At 59.1% G+C, this 12,442-nt stretch carries 10 protein-coding genes and 2 pseudogenes; 6 read left to right on the top strand and 6 right to left on the bottom strand.

The genetic code is table 11. The features are described 5' to 3' along the window. Positions 1–6: 6 nt before the first annotated feature. Positions 7–1,712 (bottom strand): annotated as a pseudogene (locus AC3WP4_RS26995) (ShlB/FhaC/HecB family hemolysin secretion/activation protein). Between the two features lie 250 nt (positions 1,713–1,962). On the opposite strand from AC3WP4_RS26995, the gene AC3WP4_RS26990 reads away from it, so the two are divergent. Next, positions 1,963–2,238: a hypothetical protein gene (locus tag AC3WP4_RS26990; RefSeq protein WP_102616589.1), complete on the top strand. Its 276-nt coding sequence runs from the start codon at positions 1,963–1,965 to the stop codon at positions 2,236–2,238. Between the two features lie 71 nt (positions 2,239–2,309). Here the strand turns inward: AC3WP4_RS26990 and AC3WP4_RS26985 are convergent, their stop codons facing one another. Then, a complete protein-coding gene (locus tag AC3WP4_RS26985; protein ID WP_008153197.1) occupies positions 2,310–3,656 on the bottom strand; it encodes a DEAD/DEAH box helicase in 1,347 nt (448 codons plus the stop codon). 193 nt (positions 3,657–3,849) lie between these two features. Between AC3WP4_RS26985 and AC3WP4_RS26980 the strand changes: the two genes are divergently transcribed. Then, positions 3,850–5,148, top strand: a complete 1,299-nt coding sequence (locus AC3WP4_RS26980; protein WP_102616588.1) for a mechanosensitive ion channel family protein — start codon at positions 3,850–3,852, stop codon at positions 5,146–5,148. A 115-nt stretch (positions 5,149–5,263) separates the two neighbouring features. Here the strand turns inward: AC3WP4_RS26980 and AC3WP4_RS26975 are convergent, their stop codons facing one another. The 4 genes from AC3WP4_RS26975 to AC3WP4_RS26960 all read right to left on the bottom strand — a co-directional run bounded on the left by AC3WP4_RS26975 (position 5,264) and on the right by AC3WP4_RS26960 (position 8,074). Next, positions 5,264–5,764: a MepB family protein gene (locus tag AC3WP4_RS26975; protein ID WP_102616587.1), complete on the bottom strand. Its 501-nt coding sequence runs from the start codon at positions 5,762–5,764 to the stop codon at positions 5,264–5,266. Continuing rightward, a complete protein-coding gene (locus tag AC3WP4_RS26970; protein ID WP_074874338.1) occupies positions 5,761–6,639 on the bottom strand; it encodes a carboxylate/amino acid/amine transporter in 879 nt (292 codons plus the stop codon). The genes AC3WP4_RS26975 and AC3WP4_RS26970 overlap by 4 nt, the downstream gene beginning before the upstream one ends. 355 nt (positions 6,640–6,994) lie before the next feature. Then, positions 6,995–7,594 carry an FMN-dependent NADH-azoreductase gene (locus AC3WP4_RS26965; RefSeq protein ID WP_102616586.1) on the bottom strand — a complete coding sequence of 200 codons (600 nt, stop codon included), beginning with the start codon at positions 7,592–7,594 and terminating at the stop codon, positions 6,995–6,997. Positions 7,595–7,744: 150 nt separating this feature from the next. Continuing rightward, positions 7,745–8,074: a 3-phosphoglycerate kinase gene (locus AC3WP4_RS26960; RefSeq protein ID WP_074874336.1), complete on the bottom strand. Its 330-nt coding sequence runs from the start codon at positions 8,072–8,074 to the stop codon at positions 7,745–7,747. Positions 8,075–8,123: 49 nt separating this feature from the next. Between AC3WP4_RS26960 and AC3WP4_RS26955 the strand changes: the two genes are divergently transcribed. From AC3WP4_RS26955 to AC3WP4_RS26940, 4 genes and pseudogenes are all read left to right on the top strand, one after another. Further along, positions 8,124–9,047, top strand: coding sequence for a PA3225 family LysR-type transcriptional regulator (locus AC3WP4_RS26955; RefSeq protein ID WP_074874335.1), 924 nt, complete (start codon positions 8,124–8,126; stop codon positions 9,045–9,047). 14 nt (positions 9,048–9,061) lie between these two features. Then, a pseudogene (locus AC3WP4_RS26950) lies at positions 9,062–9,867 on the top strand (alpha/beta fold hydrolase). Positions 9,868–9,870: 3 nt separating this feature from the next. Further along, entirely contained in the window at positions 9,871–10,428 is a 558-nt protein-coding gene (locus tag AC3WP4_RS26945) for a peptidylprolyl isomerase A (RefSeq protein ID WP_008153188.1), read from the top strand. Positions 10,429–10,510: 82 nt separating this feature from the next. After that, the gene (locus AC3WP4_RS26940) at positions 10,511–12,343 is read left to right on the top strand and encodes an ABC transporter ATP-binding protein (protein WP_074874333.1); all 1,833 of its coding nucleotides are present in this window, start codon (positions 10,511–10,513) and stop codon (positions 12,341–12,343) included. Positions 12,344–12,442: the final 99 nt, after the last annotated feature.

The following is a 12,442-nucleotide window of genomic DNA, read 5'->3' as shown; positions in this document are numbered from 1 at the left end:
GCGAAATCAGAGAAAGAAATCCATGCGGAAATAGATCGGCGCTTCACGCTCGGTCAGGGTGTCCGGGCGTTCCAGGGAATGGGCAAAGGTCACGCTGGCGGCCAGGTGCTGACCACGGGCAAACAGCTCCACCGAGTTGCTGGACATGCGTCCGTGCTGATCGCCGTTGTAGCGATCGCCACGAATCACGCCCTGGTCGTAACCGAGGCTGGTGCCGTATTCGGCGAACACCGGGCGCAGCCATTCCAGCGTCACCGGGCGGCTCCAGCGCAGGTCGTTGCGCCAGTAGCCGCCGCTGTCGCCGGACAAGGATTGATCCTTGTAACCACGGATCGACGACTGCCCGCCGAGGCTGGTGCGCTGCGGACTGAACAGCACGTCTTCGCTACGCTGGCCGGTCATCAGGCTGCTGAAACTGAACGACTCGCCCCACAGCTTGAACGGCTGCAAATAACTCGCAGTGGCGGTGTATTTGCGGTAACGCGCATCCGGCTCGCCGGGGGCCGGATGACCATTGCCCTGCGCATCGAACGCGCCGATGCCTTCCTGCATGCCGAGGTCAATGTTGACGAACGCACTGCCGACCCGCCGACCATGGTTGATGCCGAACTGTGCTTCGCTGATGCGGTTGCTGCTCAGTTTGAGTTTGCTGTCTTCGATGAAGTTATTGGTGCGCAGGTAAGAAAGACCAGTGCTGAGGGAGGTCTTGCTCAGGGCGTCGCGATGGATCACCCGCTCGGCGCGTAGCTGATGGTTTTGGCTGTCGCCGGTCTGCTTGAAATTGAAACCGTTGGCCTGCGCTTGTGAGCGGTACTCGCTCTGGCTGTAGGTGTAACTGAAATTCCACCAGCCCCACGGCACGCTGTAATTGAGCATCGCGTTGTTGGAGGTGTGCTGGTGATCGGTCATCGCATCGTGACCGCCGCGCAGCATCAACTGATCGGCCAGGCCCAGCGGGCTGTCCCAATCAAACGTCGTGCCCCACTGCTGTTCTCCGGTGCTGCGTTGGCCGTCGTTGCTGCGGGACAAACCGGCGCGCCACGGCTTTTGCGGCGTGTTCTTGACCAGCACTTCGCTGCCGCCGACGTTCTTGCCCGGCGACAATTCCATCTGCGCCTGATTCGACGGCAAACGGTTGAGCTGATCGACCATCTGTTCGATTTCCCGCAGGTTGACCAACTCGCCAGTCTTACCGGGAAAAGCCATGCCCAACTCGCGGTCCGACAACTTGCTGCCCTCCGCGCCCTTCAATCCTTCGAGCCTGCCCTCGATCACAGCACCTTCAAATGCCCGCCGGACAAGTCCTGCTGCGGCAAGTAGGCACGACTGGTGACCAGGCCTTTTTCGATGTAGTGGTCGGTGATGACTTTCAGCAACTCGTTGAGCTGCGTGACGCCCAGGCACTGACCGATATAAGGCTTGAGCAGGCGATTTTTATCGCGGTCCGAGAGACTGTCGGCGCCTTTGAGTTCGATGTCCTTGATGGGGAAACAACGGGTATCAGCGGGCGCCGTCGGTGCTGCAGGCTTGACTTCCTTGCCGGGTAATTCCTTGAGTTCTTCGAGACGCCGACGTTGCTCTTCGAGCAAGCGATCCTGGCGTTCGCGGATCAGATCGGTTTCACCGGGGGTGGGGGCGGCGTGAGCAAGATGAAGCGGAGAAAGGCACAGCAAAGCCAGGCACAACCTCGCCACGAGGGCGGGTGGGTACATGTTCGATCCCTCGAAATGGAGATTGATAGCAGAATAGTGGCGCGATATTAGATAGCCATTATTCTGGCGTCAATGAATGGTTAGATCCAGAAGACGTAATTGATGAGCGGAAACAGCTGAATCGGACGGTTCCGGCGCAATAGGTAGGGCGTTTTTGAGGACCGCTCTACGGAGTTGATCACGAATGAACTTTCACAATCACGCGGCCTCAACCGATTAACCGCCCGACACGGAACCGAGGCCCACCACAATGAAAACCCTGCTCAAACTCACCCTCGCCGCCACCTTCGCCTGCGCCCTCCCCGCTTGGGCTTGCACAGCCGAAGAAGCCACCATCAAGCGCGAACAACTGGCCAAGGAAGTGACCAAGCTCACCGAGCAGAACCCGGCCAAGGCCAAGGAGATCAACGCCGAGTTGCAGAAGATGGATCTGGGGACGGCCAGCAAGGATCTGCCGGACAAGTGCCAGTTGATCGATCAGCGATTGAAGGAGCTGGATTCCGCAGAGAAGAAAACCGAGGGTTGATCCGGCTCAGGAATCCCAGGCATAAAAAAACCGGACATAAGTCCGGTTTTTTTATGGGTCGCTAGAACCGCTTATTCAGCAGCCGGCGCTTCCGGCTTGCGGCGCTTGAGCGGGGCCATGCCGTCCTTGCTGACCAACGAGAGAGCGTCGGTCTTCGGGCGATTGGCAATCTTGCGCTTGGTCGGTGCCTTGGCGCCGGTTTTCTTCTTGTCGCCTTTGGCGTCGACTTTTTTCTTCTTCACGCCAACGGCTTTGCCCGAGGCCTTGACCTTTTTCGGTCCGCCGTAGGTGCCTTTGACTTCCTTGATGGTGCGGCGCTCGAAGCTCTGCTTGAGGTAGCGCTCGACGCTCGACATCAGGTTCCAGTCGCCGTGGCAGATCAGCGAGATGGCCAGGCCATCGTTGCCGGCGCGGCCGGTGCGACCGATGCGGTGAACGTATTCGTCGCCGCTGCGCGGCATGTCGAAGTTGATCACCAGGTCCAGGCCTTCCACGTCGAGGCCGCGAGCGGCGACGTCGGTGGCGACGAGGATTTTCACGCCGCCCTGCTTCAGACGGTCGATGGCCAGCTTGCGATCCTTCTGGTCTTTGTCACCGTGCAGGACGAACGCTTTGTATTCCTGCGCCACCAGGCGGCCGTAGATACGGTCGGCCATGGCCCGGGTGTTGGTGAACACGATGGCCTTCTGGTAGGTCTCGTTGGCCAGCAGCCAGTTCACGATCTGTTCTTTGTGCTGGTTGTGGTCAGCGGTGATGATCTGCTGACGGGTGGTCGCATTCAGATCGCTGACGTTGTTGAGCTGCAGGTGCTCAGGGTTGTTCAGTACCTTGGCGACCATCTCGCGCAGGCCCGAACCACCGGTGGTGGCGGAGAACAGCATGGTCTGCTGACGGTTGGTGCACTCTTCCACCAGACGCTGGACGTCTTCGGCAAAGCCCATGTCGAGCATGCGGTCGGCTTCGTCGAGCACCAGCACTTCGACTTCCTTGAGGTCGAGGTTGCCGGCATTCAGTTGCTCAATCATCCGGCCCGGCGTACCGATCAGGATGTCCGGCACCTTGCGCAGCATGGCGGCCTGGACCTTGAAGTCTTCACCGCCGGTGATCAGGCCGGACTTGATGAAGGTGAACTGAGCGAAGCGCTCGACTTCCTTGATGGTCTGCTGGGCCAGCTCGCGGGTCGGCAGCAGGATCAGGGTCTTGATGCTGACGCGGACTTTGGCCGGGCCGATCAAGCGGTTGAGGATCGGCAAAACGAATGCAGCGGTTTTGCCGCTACCGGTTTGCGCTGTCACCCGCAGGTCACGCCCTTGGAGCGCCAGCGGAATAGCCGCTGCTTGCACAGGCGTTGGCTCGACAAATTTAAGCTCGGCCACGGCTTTGAGCAGGCGTTCGTGCAGGGCGAATTGGGAAAACACGGGTGCTACCTCGAAGAAATACAAAAAAACAGCTGCATAGGGTAACGGTTTCGAGCGCTCAGGCCGAGTTTCTTTATACAAACGGCGCCAAACAGTGGTTTTTTTGTTGTGTCTTTTGTCCTCAAACGTCATCCAAAGCGTCTTAAATGCTCTAATCGCCCCGTCGCATCCTACAGAAGAACCGTTTTTACCCATGGATATCAAACAGCTCTGGCTCAACGTCCAAGACCTTTGGGGTGCCCTTGATCAGCACCCGCTCCTGCATTCCAGCCTGGCTTTGGTGGTATTGCTGGTGGTTGCGCTGGCCCTCGGACGAGTGGCGCGCTTCCTCATTCTGCATGCGACCAAAATTCTCGGTCGCCAGCCAGCGCTGCACTGGATCAATGACTTTCGGCATAACAAGGTCTTTCATCGCCTGGCGCAGATCACCCCCTCGCTGGTGATCCAGTTCGGCTTGCACCTGGTGCCGGAGCTAGGCAAGACCAGCCTGATCTTCCTTGGCAATGTAGCGCTGGCATTCACCATTCTATTCCTGGTGCTGGCCATCAGTGCGCTGCTCAGCGCCCTGCTCGACATCTACGCGCGTACCGAACATGCCCGTACCCGCTCGATCAAAGGCTACGTGCAACTGGCGAAAATGGTCTTGTACGTATTTGGCGCGATCATCATCGTCGCCACGCTGATCGACCGTTCGCCGCTCTTGCTGCTGTCAGGGCTGGGCGCCATGTCGGCGGTGATTCTGTTGGTCTACAAAGACACCCTGCTGTCGTTCGTCGCCAGCGTGCAGCTGACCAGCAACGACATGCTGCGGGTCGGCGACTGGATCGAGATGCCGCAAGTCGGCGCCGACGGTGACGTGGTGGATATCACGCTGCACACGGTCAAAGTGCAGAACTTCGACAAGACGATTGTGTCGATTCCAACCTGGCGCCTGATGTCCGAGTCGTTCAAGAACTGGCGCGGCATGCAGCAATCCGGTGGACGACGGATCAAGCGCAGCCTGTTCATCGACGCCAGTGGCGTACGGTTTGTGCGCGACGACGAAGAGGCAAAACTGGCTCAGGTGCATCTGCTGACCGACTACATCAGTCGCAAGCAGGCTGAACTCAAGGCCTGGAACGAGGCCCAGGGTAATGTGGCGGCGATGTCGGCCAACCGTCGGCGGATGACCAATATCGGGACGTTCCGCGCCTATGCGCTGGCGTATCTGAAGAGTCACCCGGAGATTCAGCCGAACATGACCTGCATGGTCCGCCAGATGCAAACCACCGCCCAGGGCATTCCGCTGGAAATCTACTGCTTCACCCGCACCACCGTGTGGGCCGATTACGAGCGGATTCAGGGGGATATTTTCGATTACTTATTGGCGGTGTTGCCGGAGTTTGGCTTGAGCCTTTATCAGCAGCCCAGTGGCGGGGATTTGCGGGCGGGGTTGTTGCCGGCGATGTTGGGCGCGAGCCATATTCCTGAACCCGAAAAACATGTCATGTAACACCGTAAATCCCTTGTGGGAGCGAGCCTGCTCGCGATGGCAGAGTGTCAGTCGACATCTATATTGACTGTCACACCGCCATCGCGAGCAGGCTCGCTCCCACAGGGTTTAGTGTCTATGTTCTGAAGAGTTGGCGTACCTGAACGGGGTCGGCATGACCGCTTTGGTCCAGCGCGAGGAAATACTTCAGCTGCCATTGCTGCGTCCTGACTGCCTGTTTAGCGACGGGCCTGGACCACGGCGGATACACGCGAATCGCTCGCTTGCCGCCTTCACCATCAATCGACATGACCCCTTTGGCCGCCAATATCTCCCGGTCAAACACAAACTGCCCGTGACGGGTTTCATCAGCAACGCTCACCACCACAAAGGCGACGCCATCGCCGCTGTCGAGCGGTGCAATTTCGCCGGTCGGCGTTGGCCGCTTCCACAGCGTAACGAACTGACCGATCTTGGTCGGCGTGGTTTTCGCCACCCGGAAGACAATCACCTGGCCATTGAGGCTAAAGCGACAGGCGCCGTATTCGGCACTCTCCTCCTCGCGCCAAGCTTCATCCGTTAACCTCATACCTGCGGGCTTGTAGATCTGCTCGATGGCGGCGATCAGGTCCGTCATGCCCGTTCCCGCAACGGCAGCACTTCTCGCCTGACGCCCAACCGACTAATCCACACCGCCATCAAAATCACCGACCCACCAAACAACAACCGCCCCAGCTCTTCATGCTGATTCCAGATCAACAAGTTGATCAGCAACCCCACCGGCACATGCAGGTTGTTCATCACCGCCAGCGTGCCGCCGTTCACCAGGCACGCGCCCTTGTTCCACCAGTACAGACCCAGCGCGGTCGAGACCAGGCCGAGGAACAGCAGCACGCCCCATTGCAGCGGTGCTTCGGGCAGGAAGTTCTGTTTGCCGAACAACAGAAACGCCGGCAATGCCACCGCCAATGCCCCGAGGTAGAAGTAACCAAAGCGCCGGTAATGCGGCAAATCGCTCGGATGGCGGGCCACCAGATGCTTATAGAGCACTTGCCCGGCGGCGTAGGTGAAGTTGGCCAGTTGCAGCAGCAGGAAGCCCATGAAGAAATCCGGGTTGATCCGGTCGTAGCGAATCACCGCCGCGCCCATCACCGCCACCAGTGCCGCGACCAGTGCCCACGGGTTGAAGCGCCGGTTCAGCGCATCTTCGATCAAGGTCACGTGCAGCGGCGTGAGGATGGTAAACAGCAACACCTCCGGCACTGTCAGCACCCGAAAGCTCAGGTACAGGCAGACGTAAGTCACGCCGAACTGCAACGCGCCGATCAGCAGCATGCCGCGCATGAACGCCGGCTCAACCGAACGCCAGCGGGTCAGCGGAATGAACACCAGTCCCGCCAGTACCACTCGCACCAGCACCGCGAAGTAACTGTCGACATGACCGGCCAGGTATTCGCCGATCAAACTGAAGGAAAACGCCTGGATCAGCGTGACAAAAAGTAGATAGCCCATGCTCGCCTCGTTTCGAATGGCGGCGACGATAGCGGGTTTTGCCAGCCATCGCGACCTGTCAGGCAACACAACCCCTGTGGGAGCGAGCCTGCTCGCGATGGCGGCGTTACATTTAACAATGATGTTGGCTGACACACCGCTATCGCGAGCAGGCTCGCTCCCACAGGGGTTGTGTACTCATTACTAAATCTCAGGACTAAATCTCAGGCAAAAAAAAGCCCGATCTCGCTAAAGCGTTCAATCGGGCTACAGCACTCAGGAGCAACAAGTGCAAAGGGAGGTCGATGCGCGTAAAGCCATGAAGGGGTTGCGCCAGGTCACTTGAACATCAAGGGATTATCTGGCGATTAAAGCCTCAGGCGACGAGGGAAAGCTTGGCGTTGGCCTGGCTCAGGCCTTTCTCCTGGAAGTCACCGCCCAGGTTCATGCCTTCGGCGTGAATGAACGTCACGTCGTGAATCCCGATGAACGCCATGACCTGACGCAGGTAGGGTTCCTGGTGATCCGCGGTGCTGCCGGCGTAGATTCCACCGCGGGCAGTCAGCACGTAGGCACGCTTGCCGCTGAGCAGGCCTTGGGGGCCAGTGTCGGTGTACTTGAACGTCACACCGGCACGCAGCACATGGTCGAGCCAGGCTTTGAGGGTGCTCGGGATGGCGAAGTTGTACATCGGCGCGGCCATGACCAGTACATCGGCGGCCAGCAATTCGTCGGTCAACTCGTTGGAGCGTTCCAGGGAAACCTGTTCGAGGTCGTTGCGCTGTTCGGCAGGTTTCATCCAGCCGCCCAGCAGGTTGATATCCAGGTGCGGCACCGGGTTGACGGCCAGGTCACGAACGGTGATTGAGTCGTTTGGGTGCGCGGTTTGCCACTGGCTGATGAAGGTCTGGGTCAGTTGACGCGAAACCGAGTCTTGCTGACGAGCGCTGCTTTCGATGATCAGAACGCGGGACATGGGATGTAGCCTCCATCTGAGAATGTTGTAAGACGATGGAGTGAAGGTTAAACAGAGTTAAATCGATGAAAAAGCGCAAATAACTGCTATAAACCATCAATAAATTCGTTTATAAGCGGAGCATACCCGGCGGGCGTGCTCCGCCTGAGGTCATTTGGGGGTGCAGGTCAGTTTGATACGCATCTTGATGATGCTTCGGTTGAACTTGGCGGTGGCATTTTTGTGTTTACCAGCGGCGACTTCGATATTGCGGGTGCGTGGCGCTTCCGGGCCATTGTTGAAAACTACCTTACAGGCCGCATCAGTGGTGCCGTAGTTGTTCACCTGAATGGAGGCGATGTCGCTATCCGTGTCATACGCGTTGTAGTCGATGCTCATGCCGTTCAGCTGTTTTTCAACGTCGATCGGATAGGCAAACGCCGTCAGCGGCAGCACCGCCAGCAACACACAACCCGATACCACACCACAAAGCTTTTTCATTCAGCAGTCTCCAATATGGACTGCCAGCTTAGGACAAGAGGAGCTATTCATGAAAGCGCCCCGCGTGACCCTTGATCAATGGCGAACGTTACAGGCCGTGGTCGACCACGGCGGTTTCGCCCAGGCCGCCGAAGCGCTGCACCGCTCGCAATCATCGGTGAGCTACACCGTAGCGCGCATGCAGGACCAACTCGGCGTGCCGCTGTTGCGTATCGACGGCCGCAAAGCGGTGCTGACTGAAGCCGGCGGCGTGCTGCTGCGCCGTTCGCGGCAATTGGTGAAACAGGCCAGCCAGCTGGAAGACCTGGCCCATCACATGGAACAAGGCTGGGAAGCAGAAGTGCGGCTGGTGGTCGACGCCGCCTACCCGAGCGCCCGCCTCGTTCGCGCCTTGACCGCGTTCATGCCGCAAAGCCGTGGCTGTCGGGTGCGTCTGCGCGAAGAAGTATTGTCGGGTGTGGAAGAAGTCTTGCTCGAAGGCGTGGCCGATCTGGCCATCAGTGGCTTCAGCATTCCCGGTTACCTGGGCGCGGAATTGAGCGACGTCGAATTCGTGGCGGTTGCCCATCCCGAACATCCCTTGCACCGCCTCAACCGCGAACTGAATTTCCAGGACCTGGAAAGCCAGCTGCAAGTAGTAATCCGCGACTCTGGCCGGCAGCAACCACGGGACGTCGGCTGGCTCGGCGCGGAACAGCGCTGGACCGTAGGCAGCCTGGCCACCGCGGCAACGTTTGTCAGCAGCGGCCTGGGTTTTGCCTGGTTGCCTCGGCACATGATTGAACGGGAAATCAAGGAAGGCCTGCTCAAGCTGCTACCGTTGGACCAGGGCGGCAGCCGCAACCCGAGCTTCTACCTGTACTCGAACAAGGACAAACCCTTGGGTCCGGCCACGCAGATTCTCATCGAACTGCTGCGCACCTTTGATACCGCGCCGCTGGATGCACCTTTCGCCGCCCCTGAACAAGCCTGACAAGGAGTGTATGCATGGCCTATTTCGAACATGAAGGTTGCAACCTGCACTATGAGGAATATGGCCACGGCACGCCGTTGCTGCTGGTCCACGGGCTCGGCTCCAGCACCCTGGACTGGGAAAAACAGATCCCGGCGCTGTCGGCCCGCTACCGGGTGATCGTCCCGGATGTACGCGGCCACGGTCGCTCCGACAAACCCCGCGAGCGCTACAGCATCGCCGGGTTCAGCGCCGACCTGGTCGCCCTCATTGAACACCTGAACCTCGGCCCGATACATTATGTGGGACTTTCCATGGGCGGCATGATCGGCTTTCAACTGGCCGTGGATCAGCCGCAATTGCTCAAAAGCCTGTGCATCGTCAACAGTGCGCCCGAGGTCAAACTGCGCAGCCGCGACGATTACTGGCAGTGGTTCAAGCGCTGGAGCCTGATGCGCGTCCTCAGTCTTGGCGCCATCGGCACCGCGCTTGGACGCAAGCTGTTCCCGAAACCGGAACAGGCGGATTTGCGACAAAAAATGGCCGAACGCTGGGCAAAAAACGACAAACATGCTTATCTCGCCAGCTTCGATGCAATCGTTGGCTGGGGGGTTCAGGAACGACTTTCGAAGGTGTCCTGTCCAACCCTCATCGTCAGCGCCGACCGTGACTACACACCGGTCTCGCTGAAAGAGACCTACGTAAAACTGCTGCCCGATGCGCGGCTGGTGGTGATCGCCGATTCGCGCCACGCCACCCCGCTGGATCAACCCGAAATATTCAACCAAACGCTGCTCGAGTTTCTCACCGCAGTCGACACCACCTCACTCAGGATCACTGACCCATGCTGAAAAAAATCGCCCTCGTCGCTGGCTCCGTTCTGTTTGCCGCCAACCTGATGGCCGCCACGCCCGCCAAGGCACCGCACGTGCTGCTGGAGACCACCAATGGCCAGATCGAAATCGAACTGGACCCGGTCAAGGCGCCGATCAGTACCAAGAACTTCCTTGATTACGTCAACAGCGGCTTCTACAACAACACGATTTTTCACCGTGTGATTCCAGGGTTCATGATCCAGGGCGGTGGATTTACTCAACAAATGCAGCAAAAAGAAACCAAGGCACCGATCAAGAACGAGTCCAAGAACGGTCTGCATAACGTCCGTGGCACGCTGTCCATGGCGCGCACCTCCAATCCTGATTCGGCCACCAGTCAGTTCTTCGTGAACGTTAAGGACAATGACTTCCTCGACAGCGGTGACGGCTATGCGGTCTTCGGTAAAGTCGTCAAAGGCATGGACGTGGTGGACGTCATCGTCAACTCGCAAACCACCACCCGTGGCGGCATGAAAGATGTACCCGCCGACCCTGTGTTCATCAAGTCGGCCAAAGTCATCGACTAAGCTACACAGGAAGTCTTGAGCGGCTGCCGGAGTGCGCCGCTCACACTGTTCAAAGGAGAGCCCGTGCGCGGGCGGAGAACTGATGCTTTATCGCCGTTTCGAGAAACTGATCGACATTTTCCGCGAGGCCCCGACGGCCGCTCCGCCGGATCGGGTTCTGCCTTTTTATACCTATTACCTGAAGCAGGTCTGGCCGAGTTTCGCCGTCCTACTGCTCGTCGGTCTGATCGGTGCGCTGATTGAAGTGGCGCTGTTCAGTTACCTGAGTCGCATCATCGACCTGACCCAAGGCACGCCTAACGTCGATTTCTTCAAGGAACACGGCATCGAGCTGGCCTGGATGGCGGTGGTAGCCCTGGTGTTCCGGCCGATTTTTGTCGGCCTGCATGACCTGCTGGTGCACCAGACCCTGAGCCCCAGCATGACCAGCCTGATCCGCTGGCAGAACCACAGTTATGTGCTCAAACAGAGCCTGAATTTTTTCCAGAACGACTTCGCCGGGCGTATCGCCCAACGCATCATGCAAACCGGCAACTCGCTGCGCGATTCGGCTGTGCAAGCGGTGGACGCGCTGTGGCACGTGCTGATCTACGCGATCAGTTCGCTGGTGCTGTTCGCCGAAGCCGACTGGCGCCTGATGATCCCGCTGCTGACCTGGATCGTCGCCTTCATCAGTGCCCTTTGCTACTTCGTGCCACGGGTCAAGGAACGTTCGGTCGTGTCCTCCGATGCGCGCTCCAAACTCATGGGGCGGATCGTCGACGGCTACACCAACATCACGACCCTGAAGCTGTTCGCCCACACCAACTTCGAGCAGCAATACGCTCGCGAAGCGATCAAGGAACAAACCGAAAAAGCCCAACTGGCCGGCCGGGTGGTCACCAGCATGGACGTGGTCATCACCAGCATGAACGGCTTGCTGATCGTCGGCACCACCGGCCTGGCCCTGTGGCTGTGGACGCAGTCGCTGATCACCGTCGGCGCGATTGCCCTGGCCACCGGCCTGGTGATCCGCATCGTCAACATGTCCGGCTGGATCATGTGGGTGGTCACCGGCATTTTCGAAAATATCGGCATGGTCCAGGACGGTTTGCAGACCATCTCTCAACCGGTCAGCGTCACCGATCGCGAGCAGGCCAAACCGCTGGCGGTCACCCGTGGCGAGGTGCGTTTCGAGCACGTGGATTTCCACTACGGCAAGAAGAGCGGGATCATCGGCGACCTCAACCTGACCATCAAGCCCGGTGAGAAAATCGGCCTGATCGGTCCCTCCGGCGCCGGCAAGTCAACCCTGGTCAACCTGCTGCTGCGCCTCTATGACGTGCAGGGCGGACGCATCCTCATCGACGGGCAGAACATCGCCGAAGTCGGCCAGGAAAGCCTGCGTGAGCGCATCGGCATGATCACCCAGGACACGTCCCTGCTGCATCGCTCGATCCGCGACAATTTGTTGTACGGCAAACCCGACGCCACCGACGCCGAACTCTGGGCGGCGGTGCACAAGGCCCGCGCCGACGAGTTCATCCCGTTGCTGTCGGACTCCGAAGGTCGCACCGGTTTTGATGCTCACGTCGGTGAGCGCGGGGTGAAACTCTCCGGCGGTCAGCGTCAGCGGATTGCGATTGCTCGCGTACTACTCAAGGACGCGCCGATCCTGATCATGGACGAGGCCACCTCGGCGCTGGATTCGGAAGTCGAAGCAGCGATCCAGGAAAGCCTGGAAACCCTGATGCAAGGCAAAACCGTGATTGCCATCGCCCACCGGCTCTCCACCATCGCCCGCATGGACCGGCTGGTGGTGCTGGAAAAAGGCAAGATCGCCGAAACCGGCAGCCACGCCGAACTGCTGGCCCATGGCGGGTTGTATGCGCGGTTGTGGCAGCACCAGACGGGTGGGTTTGTCGGCATAGATTAAGTTTGTCGGTCGCCGAGATGATGATCGTTCCCACGCTCTGCGTGGGAATGCCTCAAGGGACGCTCCGCGTCCAGTGACGCGGAGCGTCACGGGCTGCAT

The organism is Pseudomonas sp. FW305-20 (genome assembly GCF_058788075.1).
This window is presented reverse-complemented; position numbering and strand designations above follow the sequence as displayed.